The 17,161-nt window shown below is 45.4% G+C and carries 17 protein-coding genes and 1 pseudogene; 13 read left to right on the top strand and 5 right to left on the bottom strand.

Annotated features, from left to right (window positions below; translation table 11 throughout):
* Position 1 precedes the first annotated feature (1 nt).
* From ACNAZ4_RS11070 to ACNAZ4_RS11055, 4 genes are read left to right on the top strand one after another with little or no spacing between them, the layout of a single operon-like run.
* A complete protein-coding gene (locus ACNAZ4_RS11070; protein WP_415814438.1) occupies positions 2-568 on the top strand; it encodes an RNA polymerase sigma factor in 567 nt (188 codons plus the stop codon).
* The gene (locus tag ACNAZ4_RS11065; RefSeq protein ID WP_415814436.1) at positions 543-1,319 is read left to right on the top strand and encodes a hypothetical protein; all 777 of its coding nucleotides are present in this window, start codon (positions 543-545) and stop codon (positions 1,317-1,319) included. Before ACNAZ4_RS11070 ends, ACNAZ4_RS11065 begins: the two co-directional genes overlap by 26 nt.
* Positions 1,309-2,181, top strand: a complete 873-nt coding sequence (locus tag ACNAZ4_RS11060; protein WP_415814435.1) for an ABC transporter ATP-binding protein — start codon at positions 1,309-1,311, stop codon at positions 2,179-2,181. The genes ACNAZ4_RS11065 and ACNAZ4_RS11060 overlap by 11 nt, the downstream gene beginning before the upstream one ends.
* On the top strand, positions 2,178-3,308 hold the full coding sequence (locus ACNAZ4_RS11055; RefSeq protein WP_415814433.1) for a hypothetical protein: 1,131 nt from the start codon (positions 2,178-2,180) through the stop codon (positions 3,306-3,308). The genes ACNAZ4_RS11060 and ACNAZ4_RS11055 overlap by 4 nt, the downstream gene beginning before the upstream one ends.
* Positions 3,309-3,493: 185 nt before the next feature.
* Here ACNAZ4_RS11055 and ACNAZ4_RS11050 read toward each other — a convergent pair whose 3' ends face one another.
* Together ACNAZ4_RS11050 and ACNAZ4_RS11045 are read right to left on the bottom strand one after the other, a co-directional pair.
* Complete coding sequence (locus tag ACNAZ4_RS11050) at positions 3,494-5,149, bottom strand: glycerol-3-phosphate dehydrogenase/oxidase (protein ID WP_415814432.1); 1,656 nt, start codon at positions 5,147-5,149, stop codon at positions 3,494-3,496.
* 142 nt (positions 5,150-5,291) lie between these two features.
* Positions 5,292-5,861, bottom strand: a complete 570-nt coding sequence (locus ACNAZ4_RS11045) for a glycerol-3-phosphate responsive antiterminator (protein WP_415814496.1) — start codon at positions 5,859-5,861, stop codon at positions 5,292-5,294.
* 165 nt (positions 5,862-6,026) lie between these two features.
* On the opposite strand from ACNAZ4_RS11045, the gene ACNAZ4_RS11040 reads away from it, so the two are divergent.
* The 4 genes and pseudogenes from ACNAZ4_RS11040 to ACNAZ4_RS11025 all read left to right on the top strand — a co-directional run.
* Positions 6,027-6,197, top strand: coding sequence for a PAS domain-containing protein (locus tag ACNAZ4_RS11040; RefSeq protein ID WP_415814431.1), 171 nt, complete (start codon positions 6,027-6,029; stop codon positions 6,195-6,197).
* 3 nt (positions 6,198-6,200) lie between these two features.
* Positions 6,201-6,947: a methyl-accepting chemotaxis protein gene (locus tag ACNAZ4_RS11035; protein ID WP_415814430.1), complete on the top strand. Its 747-nt coding sequence runs from the start codon at positions 6,201-6,203 to the stop codon at positions 6,945-6,947.
* Positions 6,948-7,239: 292 nt separating this feature from the next.
* Entirely contained in the window at positions 7,240-8,904 is a 1,665-nt protein-coding gene (gene rnjA, locus ACNAZ4_RS11030) for a ribonuclease J1 (RefSeq protein ID WP_415814428.1), read from the top strand.
* Between the two features lie 227 nt (positions 8,905-9,131).
* A pseudogene (locus ACNAZ4_RS11025) lies at positions 9,132-9,356 on the top strand (hypothetical protein); the annotation flags it as partial.
* A gap of 22 nt (positions 9,357-9,378) precedes the next feature.
* Here the strand turns inward: ACNAZ4_RS11025 and ACNAZ4_RS11020 are convergent.
* Entirely contained in the window at positions 9,379-11,241 is a 1,863-nt protein-coding gene (locus tag ACNAZ4_RS11020; RefSeq protein ID WP_415814427.1) for an LTA synthase family protein, read from the bottom strand.
* Between the two features lie 262 nt (positions 11,242-11,503).
* Here ACNAZ4_RS11020 and ACNAZ4_RS11015 point away from each other — a divergent pair, with 262 nt between their 5' ends.
* The 3 genes from ACNAZ4_RS11015 (at position 11,504) to ACNAZ4_RS11005 (ending at position 13,667) form a co-directional block, all read left to right on the top strand.
* Positions 11,504-12,373 (top strand): cation diffusion facilitator family transporter, encoded by an 870-nt coding sequence (locus tag ACNAZ4_RS11015; RefSeq protein WP_415814426.1) that lies wholly within the window; start codon positions 11,504-11,506, stop codon positions 12,371-12,373.
* A gap of 86 nt (positions 12,374-12,459) precedes the next feature.
* A complete protein-coding gene (locus ACNAZ4_RS11010) occupies positions 12,460-12,651 on the top strand; it encodes a hypothetical protein (RefSeq protein WP_215025517.1) in 192 nt (63 codons plus the stop codon).
* A 149-nt stretch (positions 12,652-12,800) separates the two neighbouring features.
* On the top strand, positions 12,801-13,667 hold the full coding sequence (locus tag ACNAZ4_RS11005) for a TRM11 family SAM-dependent methyltransferase (RefSeq protein WP_415814494.1): 867 nt from the start codon (positions 12,801-12,803) through the stop codon (positions 13,665-13,667).
* Between the two features lie 107 nt (positions 13,668-13,774).
* Here ACNAZ4_RS11005 and ACNAZ4_RS11000 read toward each other — a convergent pair whose 3' ends face one another.
* Complete coding sequence (locus tag ACNAZ4_RS11000; RefSeq protein ID WP_415814425.1) at positions 13,775-15,220, bottom strand: DEAD/DEAH box helicase; 1,446 nt, start codon at positions 15,218-15,220, stop codon at positions 13,775-13,777.
* Positions 15,221-15,511: 291 nt separating this feature from the next.
* Between ACNAZ4_RS11000 and ACNAZ4_RS10995 the strand changes: the two genes are divergently transcribed.
* Positions 15,512-15,694, top strand: a complete 183-nt coding sequence (locus tag ACNAZ4_RS10995) for a DUF3896 family protein (RefSeq protein ID WP_415814424.1) — start codon at positions 15,512-15,514, stop codon at positions 15,692-15,694.
* 287 nt (positions 15,695-15,981) lie between these two features.
* Here ACNAZ4_RS10995 and ACNAZ4_RS10990 read toward each other — a convergent pair whose 3' ends face one another.
* Positions 15,982-16,479 (bottom strand): hypothetical protein, encoded by a 498-nt coding sequence (locus ACNAZ4_RS10990; protein ID WP_415814423.1) that lies wholly within the window; start codon positions 16,477-16,479, stop codon positions 15,982-15,984.
* 97 nt (positions 16,480-16,576) lie between these two features.
* Here ACNAZ4_RS10990 and ACNAZ4_RS10985 point away from each other — a divergent pair, with 97 nt between their 5' ends.
* Positions 16,577-17,161, top strand: a complete 585-nt coding sequence (locus ACNAZ4_RS10985; protein WP_415814422.1) for a vWA domain-containing protein — start codon at positions 16,577-16,579, stop codon at positions 17,159-17,161.

Raw genomic sequence — 17,161 nt, 5'->3', positions numbered from 1 at the left:
TATGAAGGATCAGGAACTGATTGCTGATATATTGCGGGGGAGCCGGTCGAGCCAGGAGGTTCTGGTGAGGCGGCATTATAAACTTGTGTACAGTTTTTTATATCGGATGGCCGGGGATAAGGAGCTGGCGCTTGATCTGACCCAGGAGGCATTCATCAAAATCCTGAACAATCTGGGGAAATACAAGGGATCCGGGGAATTCAGGAGCTGGTGCCTGACGATTGCGAGCAACCATGCGAAGGATTATTTCAAAAGCAAGGCACATCAAAATAACACCCATACATATGAACTTCACGAATACGAAGCGAAAACGGATAAAAGTGTATCCTCCATTTTCGAAAAAAATGAGAAACGAAAAGAGATCAAAGAAGCGCTTAATGTGCTGCCGGATTTCCAGCGTGAAGCCATATTACTTAAATACTATAACGATATGAAAATATCCGAGATTGCCAGAGTGACGAACGCGACTGAGTCGACAGTGAAATCGCGGCTGAAGCAGGGCCTTGGCAAGCTGAAACTATATTTGAACAGGAGTGAGATGGATGAGCGGAACAAAAATGGATCATGACCTAAAAGAATATCTCGATTCCTATAAAGTGGATTTTCCGGATGAAGATGAGCTGGAAACTTCGATTGAGTTCATCATGGCCAAGGTGCCGGTAAGAGAAACCAGAAGCGAAGCCATTAAGCGCAAGGCCAATTCCCTCCTGCTGAACAGTGCGCGGGAACTGATGAATTTCGGCTGGGGATTCTGGACTTTGAATGGCCTGTTCCTGTTGCTTGGCATGGTAAGCCTTATTGAGTGGAGTGACAATCCGTATACAACGATTTTCATGCTGGCCCCGCTGCCTTTTATCGTGGGGATCTTTGAAATCCTGAAAAGCAGGGACAAAGGAATGATGGAGCTGGAGCTGACGCTTAAATATAATGCCCAGCAGATCCTGACTTCCCGACTGTTTGTGGTCGGTCTTTACAATCTGGTTGTGAACGCTGGTCTTACGGCAGTTCTTTTAACCATTAACCCCGAAATACAGATCGCCAGGCTGTTTCTGTCATGGACAGTGCCGTATGTACTGATCACGGGAATTGCTTTTCTGCTCGCATTGAAAACGAAGGCGGTTTCAGCCAGTGCCACATTTATTACCCTTTGGATCGCCGTCTCGTCTGCCGGCTTCAGAATGCCTGGCATAGCCGAAATGTTCAGCAAGATCGGCGTCTTGCCGGCGGCAGGCCTGATTCTCACAGGGGTCCTGGTGTGGGTCATAAATATTACAAGTATCAGAAAGATGGGAATGGGTGAGGAAAAATATGAAGCTTAAACTCGATCATGTGGTGAAAACATTCAAAGACAAACATGCTGTAGACGGCGTAACGACGGAATTGACCAATGGCGTCTATGGATTCCTGGGAGCGAATGGTTCAGGAAAAACGACTTTGATGAGGATGCTTGCAGCGGTCTCGAGACCTACGTCAGGAACGATTACATTGAATGGGGAAGAAATCGGCAAAATGGGCGACCGGTACCGCGACCTGCTTGGCTATCTTCCGCAGCACATCGGTTATTACAAGCATTTTACCGTCGAAAAATTCCTTTATTATATTGCGAGCCTCAAAGGGATGGAGAAGAAAGCGGCAGCTGGAAAAATAACCGAGCTGATTGAAATGGTGAACCTCACGGAAAAACGGAAAACGAAAATGGGCAAGCTTTCTGGCGGCATGAAGCAACGGGTAGGCATCGCCCAGGCGTTGCTGAACGATCCGAAAATCCTGATTGTCGATGAGCCGACGGCCGGACTCGACCCGAAGGAAAGAATCCGATTCCGCAATCTATTGGCCGCGATTGCCAAAGACCGGATTGTCCTGCTGTCGACCCATATCGTGTCCGATATCGAATACATCGCGAAGGAAATTCTGATCATGAGGGACGGCCGGCTGATTGAAAAGGATACCCCGCAAAACCTCGTCCACCACATCGAAAGGAAGGTGTGGAGCGTCAACGCGGAGGAAGCTGAGGTCCCAGGCTACCAGGCAAGCTACAAGGTTGGCAATATCTCGAGGCAGATGGACGGAATCCAGCTGCGAATCATTTCGGAGGAAAAACCTGCGGCGAATGCTGTCAATGTCCCGGTAAATCTCGAAGATCTGTATCTCTATTATTTTGATGAGGAGGTAGGGGCATGAGTTTGATCAAATGGGAACTGGTGAAAATTTTTAAACAAAAGAGCCTGTACTTTATTGGAATATTCCTGTTCGCCTGGTTTGCTTATGTGTTGTTTTCAACCGCGAGCAATACCGACCTTACACGCCAAGTGTATAAAGAATGGGAAGGGCCGATCACAGCAGAAAAGATTGCTGAAGCGGAAAAAGTCAATGAAGAAAAGAGTGGCTCTTTTGAGCAGGAAGAATTCAATCCGGAAGAACGTTTCCTCGCTGAAATGTCCGTCGTCGAAAACATTGCGCAAAGCCAGCATATCGAATTGAGGCGCGATGAGAAGGTTGAAGAGCTCAATAACCAGATTGCTGTTGCCGAAGCGAAGGGGAATAACGGACTCGTGGATCAACTCACACTGGAAAAACAAATGCTCAAGGAACTCGACATGAATAGAATCGCCTATTACAGAGGACCGCTGGAGGCTGTCGATTTCGTGAATGTATTTGGCTTGATGTTGACAGGTGCCTTGCTGCTGATCGGGTTGGCGGGGATCTATTCTAATGAACATAGCTCAGGTGTGGAAAATTACATCCTCAGTGCCAAAAAGGGAAGGACCGCAACGATGAGAGCCAAGCTGGCCGCCGCTTCTATTTTTGCAGTCGTGGTCGTAATGGCCTGGGAGCTGTTCAACCTGGGAGCAAGGGCGATGATGTATGGAACAAGCGGGTGGGACCTGCCAATCCAGTATTCATTCAAGTATTTTTCATCGCCATACAGCTTTACATTCATGGAGTACCATCTGATTCAATTAGGCATCCACCTGCTGGCAGCGATCGCCTTCGCCGGAGTGATTGTCATCATCTCTACAGTGGCAAAATCCACCGTCGTATCGTTTTTCGTTTCGGGATTTATTTTTGGATTGCCGATCCTTGCCGAAAGCATCATGGACATGAATGATGCATGGGTCGAGAACACATTGAGATACAGCCTGACTAATGTCATGAAGGTGGAAGGACTGTTCATGCAATTCAAATCAGTCAGTGTGTTTGGCAATGTGCTGCTTGCGCCATATATTGGCGTCGCCATTGCAGGAGTTGTGCTGGTGCTGTCGATGATTTTGGCGAAAATTTTAATCGAGAAGAAACAAATTGCGTGATTTTTACGTGTTGAACGACTGATTGCTGCTTCCGGCATACAATCCCGCTGTATTTTGCACATCGTTTTGCCTGCAGACGGAGCTATTTGGCGATAATCAAAATTTATTGGCGAACTGGAAAAAACCGCGTGTTTTTTCCAGAAAAAAAGAACCCTGGTCCAAAGCATGGATCAGGGTTCATCAGTTTATTTTACAGGAGTGACTGCCTCGGCAAGGGCTGCATCCAATTGCAACGCGTAGACTTCTGTTTGCTGCTCGGTCCAGCCAAACTGGTCGCGCATAAAGTTAATCACATTTTCCTTGAAGTTATGCACAGTGTGGATATCGAACAAAATGGCGCCTGTTCGCCTGTTGAAGAAGTCGATTGGCGTTGCTGCTGCTTCATACTGGATGGCATAGATCAGTTTTGCGAACAATTCCAGCGGCAGGCCATATTGGTCTGCTGCTTTCTTGTGTTCAGACGCAAGCTTGAACACAGCCGGTGCGTTCGATCCATACTGGTATGCTAGACGGCGAGCTTCTTCTTTCGTGAATCCAGCCTTCATGCCTGCTTCATGCTGTTTATCCACAAAAGAGTCAAGGTTAGCAGAACCGCCGACATCTCCGCCGGATATCGGCAGATTCTTCGTCTGGCAGCCAGGGAAGCTGCGTCCGTCTTCTTTCGCGAATTTTTCAGCAAGCAGGTCGACAATCGTTTCCGCCATTTTGCGGTAGCCAGTCAATTTTCCGCCGGCGATGGTGATCAATTTTGAGTCTGATTCCCAGATTTCATCTTTCCTGGAGATTTCAGAAGGTGCCTTGCCTTCCTCATGAATCAATGGCCTAACGCCTGCCCAGCTGGATTCAACATCTTTTTCCGTCACATTCACTTCGGGGAACATGTAGTGGATCGCTTTGAGCAGATAGCTCCTGTCATCTTCGGTCATGCCCGGGTTGATTGGATTGTCATTGTAAAAAGTATCGGTCGTGCCGACATAGGTTTTGCCATCGCGCGGAATCGCGAACACCATCCGGCCATCCGGCGTGTCAAAATAAATCGCCTGCTTCAGCGGGAAGCGTGATTGATCGATGACGATATGGACGCCTTTTGACAGCTTCAGCGTTTTGCCTTTTTTCGAATCATCCATTTCGCGGATGCCGTCCACCCATGGGCCGGTAGCGTTGACCACTTTTTTGGCATGCACTTCGTATTCCTCGCCTGTTAAAAGATCCTCGACAAGGACTCCCGCAACAAATCCATTTTTGTAAATAAGATTTTTAACTTTGGAATAGTTCAATGCAGCAGCGCCTTTCGAAACAGCCTGCTTCATGACCTCGATTGTCAGGCGGGCATCATCGGTACGGTATTCAACATAATAGCCGCCGCCTTTCAAACCGTCTTTTTTCACGAGCGGTTCCCTTGATAATGTTTCAGCCGCGCTGAACATTTTTCTGCGCTCAGATCTTTTGACTCCGGCCAAAAAGTCATACACTCTCAGGCCGATGGAAGTGCTGAAGCTGCCGAATGTTCCGCCCTTATGGAAGGGGAGCAGCATCCATTCTGGTGTCGTGACATGTGGACCATTTTCATAGACTATTGCCCGTTCCTTGCCGACCTCAGCAACCATTTTCACTTCGAATTGTTTGAGATAACGCAAGCCTCCGTGAACCAGCTTTGTAGAACGGCTTGAAGTGCCTGCCGCAAAATCCTGCATTTCCAGCAGCCCAATATTCATGCCTCGTGTTGCTGCATCCAGCGCGATTCCGGCACCAGTAATTCCGCCGCCAATCACAAGAACATCGAATGTTTCACTTTTCAGTTTCGAAACTATATTTTTACGATCGAGATTTGAGAATCCCATACGATACGCCTCCTTGAATATGAAAAAAAGAGAGACCACAAACAACATTATCGCCCAAAAGCCGTAATGTTATCGTGGTCTCTCCAGTTCTCCTACCCGATTTATTAACTTGTAATCATTATATCACAGACACGTGGGATTTTCATGTGTCGGAATCTTGAAATTGAGTAATTTCCCATAACCCCCGTTTCGATGTTGTAATCGCAGCAGCACCGGCATCGAGGGCGTTTTTGACTTCATTTGCCGTCCTGATCAACCCTCCTGCAAAAATAGGAATATTGACGCGCTCTTTGACCTCTTTAATCATCCATGGCATTGCTCCTGGCAGGACTTCAATATAGTCTGGTCTTGTTTTTTCAATCAGTTTATAGCTTTTTTCAAGGGCATGGGAATCAATCAGGAATACCCTTTGCACCGCGAGCACTCCTTTTTGCTTTGCTTTTAAAATGACACTTGATTTGGTGGAAATCAGGCCATACGGTTTGTACTCCTGGCAAAGATATTCGGTCGAATAATCATCACTTTTCAGTCCCTGGATCATATCCACATGATAAATCATTTTTTTGCCATAGCGTTTAGCCATTGCATTGATATTTTTCAACTGGGCGATATGTACTTCCAGCATGACGCCAATTTCAAAGGGACTTTCAAGAAACTGTTCGAATTCTTTCATATTGGAGGATGCGGGCAAGATTTTTTGATTCAAAAGAATCCCTTCCTTAACATAGATTATCCACTATCTTAACATGAGACATTGTGGAGTTTCTATGCGCAAAGAGAAATTGACTAAGCATAATAGCATACTCAGATTTGTACAAAAGCAACCCCACTAGTACGATAGTAACAAATCCAAATTAGAAGACGAAGAGGAGACCCCATGCAAATTAGTATGCAAAAAAAGAGTACACAGGTTTTTGAGGAAGATGCCGTCCTGGCTGCGATTGAAAGGTCTTTGGCGATGATCCAATTCGATCCGGATGGTAAAGTTCTCTGGGCGAATGAAAATTTTGCGAAGACGATGGGCTATCGAGTGGCCGATATGCCTTGACTATTGCATAGACAGTTTTGCACACCTGAATTTGCGGGCAGCAGGGCATATGCAGAATTATGGAGAAATCTCCGCAGCGGCAAAAGCTTCCAGGAAAAGATCCAGCGAGTAACGAAAAGCGGGAAGCTTCTCTGGCTGGAGGCAACTTATACGCCAGTTTACGATTCTGCAGGCAAGGTTGCTGGTGTGGTGAAGGTGGCCACAGACATTACCCAGCGTGAATTAAATACGACGAAACTCGCAGAGCAGCTGCAAAAGATGTCTGAAGAGCTGAGCGGACGGGCCGAAATGGGCATCACGAGAAGTGAAGAAGCAGCAACGGCCGCGAGCAGGCTGGTGGAGGAGTCCAAAGAAAACCTCGAGATTCTCGAGTCCCTGAAATCCCAGGCAAAATCGATCGGCAGTATTGTCCAGACGATTCGCGAAATTGCCGCACAAACCAATCTGCTTGCACTCAATGCAGCCATTGAAGCGGCAAGAGCGGGTGAACATGGAAGAGGCTTTAATGTCGTAGCCGGAGAAGTCAGGAAGCTCGCCACGAGAGTCCAGGATTCGATCCAGGAGGTCAATAACCATATTGACGGGATAACGGGCGAGATCACCAAAATCAACGAAGCCACCCAGCGCTCCCAAAATGGCATCACCAATAACCGGACTCTGAATGAACAAGCAGTGTCTTCCTTCAAGGAAATCGGCAGTGCCGCCCGCGAACTGGATCAGCAGGCTAAAACTTTTAAAGACATTTTGTAATGCTAATGGGCACCCCAACCGATACGGTTGCGGTGTTTTTTGTTGGAGGAAAGTAAGCAGAGACAGTGCCCCGGAGTTTGCGAAATAACCGTCCGCTCAGCAACTTTTTTCCTATAATACTCGTCTCAATAGGAAAAGGGATGAGCTTTATTTGTTGAAACGCTTAATTTATGATATATTTTAAGAATTCAACCCCCTATTTTCTCCAACCAATTTCTTCACTATTCTTTTGATAAGATGATTCCCATGGGAATTGATTAATACATTTGTACAAAGAAACAGGAGCTGAACTATGGAAAAGAAATTGAAAAAGGATCTCAAGATTTTCGCTTTGGGCGGTCTTGGTGAGATCGGTAAAAACACATATGTAATTCAATATAAAAATGAAATGGTATTGGTGGATTGCGGAATCAAGTTCCCGGATAACGAGTTGTTCGGAATTGACTATGTACTTGCGGATTACACCTATCTGAAGCAAAACCAGGACAAGCTTGTCGGGATTTTCGTCACTCATGGCCATGAAGACCATATCGGCGGATTGCCATTTTTGCTGAAGGATGTGAAAGCGCCGATTTATGGCGGCGATTTTGCGGTCGAGCTGATTAAATCGAAGCTTCAGGAACACAAAATCAAGGGTGTTAAGTTCCACCAGATTGACAACGATACAGTCGTCGAGTTCCAGGATATCAAGGTCCGCTTTTTCCGGACAACGCACAGTATCGCAGATTCATTCGGTGTCGTGGTGACGACTCCTGAGGGGAATATCGTCCACACGGGTGATTTCAAATTTGATTTAACCCCGGTTGGAAGAGGCACTGATTTTCAAAAAATCGCTGAAATTAGCGGTGAAGGAGTGCTGTGCCTGCTATCTGACAGTACCAATAGTGAGCAGCCAGGCTTTTCTGTCTCTGAGCAACGTGTCGGAGAAGCAATCGAGGATATTTTCCAGACTGTGGACGGCCGCGTGATTTTCGCAACGTTCGCATCAAATATTGATCGTGTACAGCAGGTAGTGAGATCTTCCCTGAGATACAACCGCAAAATGGCGATTGTCGGGCGCAGCATGGAAAAAACATTCGAGATTGGCCGAAGATTAGGGTATATTACTGCACCGGATGAAGCGTTCGTCAGTGTCAATGAAATCAACCAGATCCCAAGCAACCAGCTGACTATCATCTGTACGGGAAGCCAGGGTGAACCAATGGCTGCACTTGCGAGAATCGCAAACGGCACACACAGACAGATTTCCGTCATCCCTGGAGACACGATTGTCTTTTCATCATCGCCGATCCCAGGGAACACGATCAGCGTTAACCGGGTGATTGACAAGCTGCACCGAATCGGCGCGGATGTCATCCACCATAAAATCAGTGAGGTCCATACTTCTGGACATGGTAAGCAGGAAGAACAGAAGCTGATGATCAAACTGCTGAATCCGAAGTTCTTCATCCCGATCCACGGTGAATACCGCATGCTGGATCAGCACGTCAGATTGGCAGAGCAATGCGGCATTCCGCGGGAAAATAGCTTTATTTTAGACAATGGCGATGTCCTTGAGCTGTCTGCTGATGGCGGACAGGTTGCAGGAAAAGTACCGGCACAGCCAGTATATGTCGATGGCAGCGGAATTGGCGATATCGGACACATCGTGTTGAAGGACAGAAGGGTGCTGTCACAGGACGGACTAGTCATCGTCACGATGATGATTGACCGTGAGAAGAAACAGCTAGTCAACAAACCGACCGTTGTCACACGGGGATTCGTCTACGTCAGGGAATCAGGCGATTTAATGAAAAATGTCGAAGAACTGATCACCGATAAAATCGTTACCGAACTGGCAGGCGGCACAAGAGACTGGTCCAGCATCAAAAAGGCAGTCATCGACGTCGTCAACCCATTCCTATACAGCAAGACAGGCAGAAGACCAATGATCCTGCCAATCATCATGGAAGTATAATACGAAAAAACGATCCTTTATGGGTCGTTTTTTTTTGTGTGTGTTGCAGCAATGGAAGGTACGGACAAAACACGGCGACGACTTTGAATAATTGTTTGAAGTCATCCAAAGTTCGGACAAAATGCGGCNANGAACTCGAAGAAATGTCCGAAGTNACNCCAGGTTCNGACAAAACGNGTNNACCAACNCGAGAAAGTGTCCGAAGTCACCCCAAGTTCNGANAAAANGCGGCTGCGAACTCGAAGAAATGTCCGAAGTCACTCCAGGTTCGGACAAAATGCGGCGAGGAACTCGAAGAAATGTCCGAAGTTACCCCAGGTTCAGACAAAACGAGTGCACCAAATCGAGAAAGTGTCCGAAGCCACCCCAAGTTCGGAAAAAACGCGGGTACCCACTCACGAACATGTCCATTGCCTCATACCCAAAGCAAAAACCACAAAAAGCCCCGCTGAAAAATCAGCGGGGCTGTCAGTATTATTCTTGTTTCTGTTTTCCATAAAAGCGAAGCAAATCGCCGTAAATGATTTGGTCTGAGTAGCTCAGTTCATCTTTGGCGGTCTCGATATATGGTTCACAGCTTGCCATGTCTGTTGGCTCTTCTGTCGTTTTATCGTAGCATGTGCCTTTCGTGTAGACGAGATCTTCCGTGATGAAGCTTCCGTCTCTCAGGACTACGAAGTTATCCTGGTCTTTGGAAAACAAGTCTCCGCCGAACTCGATATCCTGCTTCGTATCAATGCCGGCAAGGCTCAACAGTGTCGGGCGAAGGTCGATTTGGCCGGAAACGGTCGAAATCGTTTTTCCTTCTTGGCCCGGAATGTGGATGATCAATGGTACACGCTGCAATTGCGTTGAAACAAATGGCGTGATTTCTTTTCCAAGATACTGTGACATTGCCTTGTTATGGTTCTCGGAAATGCCGTAGTGGTCACCGTAAATCACGATGATTGAATCGTCGTAAAGTCCTTCAGCCTTCAATTTCTCGATGAATTGCTTCAGTGCTTCATCCGTATAGCGGACGGTCGGGAAGTAACGGTTCAAGGTACCGCTGTTTGAATCATACTCATCGATGAATTTATCCTCTTCATCCAATTCGAATGGGAAGTGGTTCGTCAGCGTGATGAACTTCGCAAAGAACGGTTTCGGCATTTCTTTCAAATGTTCAACCGACTGGTCAAAGAAGTCCATGTCCTTCATGCCCCAGCCTACTGAATTTTCCTGGTTCACGTCATAATCGGGCAATGAGTAGAAGCGGTCATAGCCGAAATTATTGTACATGACATCACGGTTCCAGAAGCTCTTGTTGTTCGCGTGAAGCTTAGCCGTGTAATATGAATTCTCTTTTAGCTTTTTAGCGAGTGACTTGTACTCGTTACCTGAGTGGGTGAAGAATACAGCACCGCGACCAAGCGGGTACAACGAGTTCTCCAGCAGGAATTCAGAATCGGATGTTTTACCCTGTGCAGTCTGATGGTAAAAATTATCAAAGTAATAGCTGTCTTTGATGAAATCATTCAGGAATGGCGTGATTTCCTGGCCATTCACCTTCTGGCCGATGACGAAGTTCTGGGTAGACTCCATTGAGATTACAATGATGTTCTTGCCCTTTGCTGCGCCGAACAATTCCTTTGAAGGTTCAGTGTATTGAGCTCTCGTATAGTTCTCGATTTCAGTCAGCTGGTTGCCATCTGCCAGAGCTCTTTGTGCCGTGGTCTTTGTTTGTAAATAGGCATCGTAGATATGGTGATTGTAGGTCCCGATGTTTTTTACAAGGATTTCCCTGTCAAAAGTACGAGTCAGTAATTCAGGACGCTCAGATTCAGAAAGGCCAAGGTTGAAAAATGCCAGGCCGATCGCACTGAAGTAAAAAGCAGCAGCATAAACGCTTTTGTACTTTTTAAAGGTAATCTTCGGCGTTTTTACAAAGGCCAGTGCCAGAATCAGCAGGGCATCCGCAAAATAAATGATGTCACCCCATCCAATCAACTCGCCGACACTGCTTTTTAAATCACCCATATTGCTTGTCTGTGTCAGCAGCGGGATCGTGATGAAATCGCTGAATTCGCGATAATATACGACATTGGCATACAGGACGAAGGAAGTGATGAAGCTTGTCGCGACGACAAAGATCTTCTGCTTCGTGCCTGCCATGAAAATTCCGAGCCCCAGCACGAACATCAGGAAGCTCAATGGATTAATGAACAGAATGAATTCCTGCATTTTATTTTCAATATCTATATCAAAATTGAATTTATAAACAGTGTAGGTTTTAAGCCATAATAAAACAATGGCGATCAAGACGAAACTAATGGACAGTTTGTTCCTATTTGTCCCCATGCAATCCCTCCTAGGAATCTATTGAAGCTTACATTTTACCACAAACGAAAGTAGATTTGTAGCTGTACCAAAGTCTCATTCCTTTCCGATAGTTATTGTACTGCGGGATTGGCGCTACCGTTCTTGGTAAAATGTTCTAGTTTACTTAAGCAAACTTTTTTGCCTGCATATTATATACGTGCATAAAGGTAAAAAGGTTTCTATAGACTCACTCGCTTTCTGATTGTTAAAATGTTCTAGCAGTTGATTGGAGGCTGGTCCATTGAATGAACAACGTTATACCAATTTAAAACAAGGCGAACGCGGTGCGATCATCAGCATTGCTGCCTATATAGTCCTGTCCGCTTTGAAATTATTCGTTGGCTATATCAGCGGTTCCGAAGCATTGAAGGCGGATGGTTTGAATAATACGACTGATATTCTAGCCTCGGTATCTGTCCTGATCGGACTCAGGCTGTCGCAAAAGCCGGCGGATGAGGATCATCTTTACGGACACTGGAAGTCGGAAATGGTCGCGTCGATGGTCGCGTCCTTTATCATGATCCTTGTCGGCGTCGAGGTTTTAATCAGTGCCTTCACCTCGGTCTTCGAAGGAACCAGGGAAGCGCCCGATTTGATTGCCGCCTGGACAGGCTTGTTTTCAGCTCTAGTGATGTATACCGTCTATCGCTATAATCAAAACCTCGCACGCAAAATAAAAAGCCACTCGGTCATGGCCGCGGCTAAAGACAATCTCTCCGATTCATGGGTGAGTATCGGTACAGCTGTCGGCATCATCGGATCCCAGTTCGGCTTGCCCTGGCTTGACCCAGTCACTGCCGTCATCGTTGGCGGTTTGATCCTGAAGACTGGCTGGGACATTTTCCGCGAAGCATCCCACCAGCTCACTGATGGCTTTGATGTAGACCTAATTAAAGAATATAAACAAACCATCTGCAATATTCCTGGTGTGAAAGGAATTAATGATCTAAAGGCACGAAGCTACGGAAATAATATCGTCGTCGATTGTGTCATCACCGTGAATCCGACGCTTGATATCAGCACCGCACACGATATTTCCACAAAGGTCGAAGAGAAGCTGATGGAAGACTTCGATATTTATGACGTCCATGTACATGTGGAGCCGGATTGATAAAGAAAAAGTTATGAACGACTATGGACTTGTTAATGCTATACTTAGACAGACTATTAGATTTTGAAGGGTACAGGTAAAAACAGATGAAGTTTGTAAAATCACAGATGAAACAATTGATTAAGGATAATCCAGAACTACAAACGCGCTTATCCAGCTTGATAAAAGAACATGATCTGGAGAAAAGCTTTGCTCTAAAGGCTTTGTATCATTCTGAAGTAGCTGAGGGCGGGAAGTATCAGCTCGCATACCAAGCACTTGACTTGCCCAAGGGGTAAGTCATTTTTATTTCAATTTTAACAAGGCAAGTTATATGACAAGGAACGGAAGGGTTTGTAAATTATTGGGATTAACTAACTTTAAGCCTAAGTCTTTTATATATAATTACGCTTTTCCAGGTGAAGAAAAAGAGTTGTGCGCACTGGAAATGCGCTCGTTTTTTGGGGAGGATACAGAATCCAGCGTCCTGGAGAGCACATTGAAAATCAATCCAAGCCGAAGTCCGTTTATGAGGGGACGTATGGATGTCATCCTTGAAGGTGAGCAATTAGAGGACCTGATTGAGCAAATGAAGAAGATAGATTTGACTGGCTCTACTTTTAAAGTGATGTATGTAAAAGTGACAGGTCCTGATAAGGTGGATTTTGAAGAGAGGCGCCGGATTGAACGGGAAGTAGGTCTGCAAATTCCCGGAGAGCCGGAGCTCGTGAATCCAGATGTGCTGTTTGGAATCGTGCATGTAAACGGGCGTTGGGCATTTGGTGAATACCACAGCAGTGAACCGGTCTGGCTGAACCATCAACAGAAGCCGCATAGCTACTCGACTTCATTAGGCACTCGTGTCGCAAGAGCCGTCGCCAATATCGCAGTTCCTGATCCAGCTGGAGTTAAAGCGATCGACCCATGCTGCGGAATTGGAACGGTAGTGGTGGAAGCATTGTCGATGGGAATCGACATCGTGGCCAGTGATATCAATCCGCTCATACTGCCTGGAACAAGGGAGAACATCGCGCATTTTGGCTATGCAACGGAAGTGGCGTTTAAGGACATCCGAAAGGTCACTGGGAACTATGACGTCGCAATTATTGATATGCCGTACAATCTGTGCTCGGTCATCACATCCGAAGAGCAGCTTGAAATGCTGAAAAGCACATACGGATTTGCTGATAAAGTAGTCATCGTCACGATTGAACCAATCGACTCGATCATCGGAAATGCCGGATTTGAAATTGTTGATCGCTGTGTCGTGAGAAAAGGGAACTTCGAACGCGAGATTATTGTATGTAAAAAATAAGATAAATTTAAGGACGATTATGACTGGCATAATCGTCCTTTTTTCTGCTGTTCTTAATCCAGCTCCTGCGCTTTTCGGGGCTGAATGAGACGCTTGCGCTTTTTGCTCTATTTAATAGCCTTGCTGACTCTGAGCTTCTTTCCCTTGATCGTTGCATTCTCCATTGCCTGAATGACAAGCGAACCCTTTCCGTTCAGGATATCTACATAGGACATGGTATCGTGGATGGTGATGATGCCGATATCGTCTGCTGATACCCCAGGGATTTTCGCGATCGTTCCAACGAAGTCGACGGCGCGGAGCTTCTTCTTTTTTCCGCCGCTAAAATGAAGCTTCATGATTCCCTGGTTGATGCGGGCTGTCTTGTTATTTTTCACGACACGGCGCCCGCTGATTTTTTCATCGAATGCAGCCTGGTTTCTTGTAACTTCCTGCTTGCTCGGAGCTTCTGCCACAGGAATCTCAAAGCCAATGTATCGTTCGATAGCCTTGATGAATTTTTCCTCATAAGGTGTAGCAAAGGTAATCGCTGTTCCTTTGTTGCCAGCGCGTCCAGTTCGGCCTGTACGGTGGACATAGCCTTCCTTTTCCATCGGAACGTCGTAATTGATGACAAGCGAAACGTTATCCACGTCAATCCCGCGCGCAGCAACATCGGTCGCCACTAGATAACGAAAATTCCCCATCTTGAAGCCATTCATTACAGCGAAACGGTCTTCCTGTTCTAATCCGCCATGAAGTCTTTCGCAGGAATAATTGGCATCCTCAAGCTGTGCAAACACTGTATCAACATTTTCCTTCGTCCGGCAAAAAATAATGCAGCTATCTGGGTTTTCAACAACGGTAATGTCTTTAAGAAGTGAGATCTTATCTTCTTCTTTCACTTCCATCAGCATATGGTCTATCGTATTCGTTGTAACTCCAGTGGAAGCAATTTCGATATTGACCGGATCTTTCATATATTTGTGACAAAGATTTTCAACATCCTTAGGCAATGTCGCAGAAAACACCATCGTTACTCTGTCTAATGGAAGGTCTTCAATAATCGATTCCACATCATTGATAAAACCCATATTCAGCATTTCATCTGCTTCATCTATGATCAGGTACTTGATTTCATCCAATACAAGTGTTCCTCTTTCGATATGATCGATGACGCGTCCTGGTGTACCAACAACAACATGTGTTTTTTGCTTCAATTCCTCTTTTTGTTTTGCAAAAGGTTCCTTCCCATAAACGGCCATTGCTTTAATTCTTTTAAACCTGCCAATATTCGTGATGTCTTCACGAACCTGAACGGCCAACTCCCTGGTTGGCGTGAGAATCAACGCTTGCGGATTTTTTTCCTCCCAATCAATCAAATTACAAATAGGAATGCCGAAGGAGGCTGTTTTGCCGCTTCCTGTCTGGGATTTTACGACAAGGTCTTGCTTTTCCAATGCTAACGGAATGACTTCTTCCTGAACCTCTGTTGGCGATTCATATTTCAATACTGAAAGGGCGCGTTTAATTTCGTCGCTTAAGTTGTAATCGTCAAAACTTCTGTTCCTCATGTAAAAACCTCTTTTTATTTTATTATTCCACTTATTTATATTTAGGATTCTCGCAAAGAATCATCATATGCATAAACTGAATAGTATTCATTATACTTCAAACGCGAGACTAATCGACTTAAATTTGAGAAAGGGAAGCCTTCGAACAAATTGTGCTCCTAAATCTGAAGTTACGTGTAAAATAAAAAGTTTCACAAATTATCAATAAACCCACCGATACCCAAAGGGGTTACCGGGATATAATAAAAATAAGAAAGAAAACGATTTCATTTTTGTGAAAGGGTGTTGGACATGAACTATCAAGAAATCAAATCCCATTTAGAAGCAATGCAGATGCAGCTGGCGAATAAGATGCAGAATCCAAACCTGTCTATAGATGAAAAAGCCGAGCTGAAAAGAGCAATTGCAAACTACGATTATATTATCGAACTGACCTGCATGAACCATTTTGAGCGCGGAACGGCCATTCATTAAGGCTGTTTTCGTAAAAATTTATGCCGATTTTAACGTGATCATAAGCCAATTTGTAGTTCGGAATTAAGTGTGCAGGCTCTTTTCTCTTATTTAGCTGTAATATTGTGAAGAAATATTTGTCTTTCAATCTAATTTTGCAGCCAAAAGCAACAAAGTTTGAGAAAAGAGCCTTCATTAAAAAAGTAAGCCTGGAGGTGGATTTCCTCCAGGCTATTTTTATAAGGTAAGAAAGGATAATTTCCACATCGATCCAGTCTAGTTCAGTGCTTCTCGTGGCTGACGCTTTCTCATAGTACTCCGCCCAAAGGCTTTTGGCTGAAGTAATCCAGTGCGTAATTAACCTGATGGATGTCATATATATTTCTTTCAATGCAAAATTGAATCACAAGGTCGGAGGTTTCGCTGTCCGACAAAGAATAGCCGGCAGAGCTTAACAGCTTGTCGGTTTCTTTTTTGCTCAATTCCAGTCCCAGCGCAAGGGCGATCACTGTATTCTTGCCCGGCCTGTAATCAGGGTTCGAGCGGATTTTCGAAAAAAGTCTCCGGTCAATTCCCGCCTTTTTATAAACCTCTGCGTCGGTGGACCCTTTTTTATCAATGAAGCCAAACAGCACCTTTTGCAATGTCGGCTTTCGTTTCTGCTCGATGAAGCTTTCAATTTCTAGCGGGGAAATGCTTTCGAGGACATAATCCTCGATGGGGCCCATTGACTTTTCACAAACAACATACATCATGTTCCGATCAATATACTGCTGCAGTTCTTCCAAAATCCGGTGATCCAGCATGTGGCCAGCCTCCTTAAAAATGTCGCTTAACAGGCGACCAATATATGGATGAATCTAGATATGATTATATCAGATTCAGCTTAGGAGGATGATAGACATGAACAAGAATTTAACAGAAATCATTTTTTTGCTCGACCGCAGCGGTTCGATGGCAGGGCTTGAAAGCGACACGGTAGGCGGCTTCAATGCTTTCGTGAAAAAACAGTCGGAGCTTGCAGGCGAAACGCTCCTGACAACCGTGCTCTTCGATGATGAATATGAGGTCCTTTGGAATGGAATTGACGCCAGGCATGCAAAGCTGACAGAGGATGAGTACTTTGTCCGCGGAACAACTGCGCTGCTGGATGCCGTGGGAAAAACGATCCTGGACGTCGGTTACCGGCTGGCAAAGACATCGGAAGACCGCAGGCCCGGCAAAGTCATCTTCGTCATCACCACGGACGGAATGGAAAATGCGAGCCGGGAGTTCACATATGGAAAAGTGAAGGAACTAATCCAGCATCAGCAGGAAAAGTATAACTGGGAGTTCATCTTCATGGGCGCTAATATCGATGTCGCCAATGAAGCTGAAAGTTTAGGAATCAATCTTGAGAACTCTTTTAACTTCGAAGCCTCTGAAAAAGGCATCGAAATGATGTATGAGAAGGTGTCAGAATCAATCATTGAAAAAAGGATGAAATAA

The organism is Mesobacillus thioparans (assembly GCF_965138835.1).
Taxonomy (GTDB): domain Bacteria; phylum Bacillota; class Bacilli; order Bacillales; family Cytobacillaceae; genus Mesobacillus; species Mesobacillus thioparans.
This window is presented reverse-complemented; position numbering and strand designations above follow the sequence as displayed.

Bases quoted from the DNA above. Each gene is read 5' to 3' on its own strand.
- ACNAZ4_RS11050 (WP_415814432.1), bottom strand. From the start codon at position 5,149: ATGGGATTCTCAAATCTCGATCGTAAAAATATAGTTTCGAAACTGAAA.
- ACNAZ4_RS11055 (WP_415814433.1), top strand. From the start codon at position 2,178: ATGAGTTTGATCAAATGGGAACTGGTGAAAATTTTTAAACAAAAGAGC.
- ACNAZ4_RS10990 (WP_415814423.1), bottom strand. From the start codon at position 16,479: ATGCTGGATCACCGGATTTTGGAAGAACTGCAGCAGTATATTGATCGG.
- ACNAZ4_RS11040 (WP_415814431.1), top strand. From the start codon at position 6,027: ATGCAAATTAGTATGCAAAAAAAGAGTACACAGGTTTTTGAGGAAGAT.
- rnjA (WP_415814428.1), top strand. From the start codon at position 7,240: ATGGAAAAGAAATTGAAAAAGGATCTCAAGATTTTCGCTTTGGGCGGT.
- ACNAZ4_RS11005 (WP_415814494.1), top strand. From the start codon at position 12,801: ATGCGCTCGTTTTTTGGGGAGGATACAGAATCCAGCGTCCTGGAGAGC.
- ACNAZ4_RS11010 (WP_215025517.1), top strand. From the start codon at position 12,460: ATGAAGTTTGTAAAATCACAGATGAAACAATTGATTAAGGATAATCCA.
- ACNAZ4_RS11070 (WP_415814438.1), top strand. From the start codon at position 2: ATGAAGGATCAGGAACTGATTGCTGATATATTGCGGGGGAGCCGGTCG.
- ACNAZ4_RS10995 (WP_415814424.1), top strand. From the start codon at position 15,512: ATGAACTATCAAGAAATCAAATCCCATTTAGAAGCAATGCAGATGCAG.
- ACNAZ4_RS11000 (WP_415814425.1), bottom strand. From the start codon at position 15,220: ATGAGGAACAGAAGTTTTGACGATTACAACTTAAGCGACGAAATTAAA.
- ACNAZ4_RS11020 (WP_415814427.1), bottom strand. From the start codon at position 11,241: ATGGGGACAAATAGGAACAAACTGTCCATTAGTTTCGTCTTGATCGCC.
- ACNAZ4_RS11060 (WP_415814435.1), top strand. From the start codon at position 1,309: ATGAAGCTTAAACTCGATCATGTGGTGAAAACATTCAAAGACAAACAT.
- ACNAZ4_RS10985 (WP_415814422.1), top strand. From the start codon at position 16,577: ATGAACAAGAATTTAACAGAAATCATTTTTTTGCTCGACCGCAGCGGT.
- ACNAZ4_RS11065 (WP_415814436.1), top strand. From the start codon at position 543: ATGAGCGGAACAAAAATGGATCATGACCTAAAAGAATATCTCGATTCC.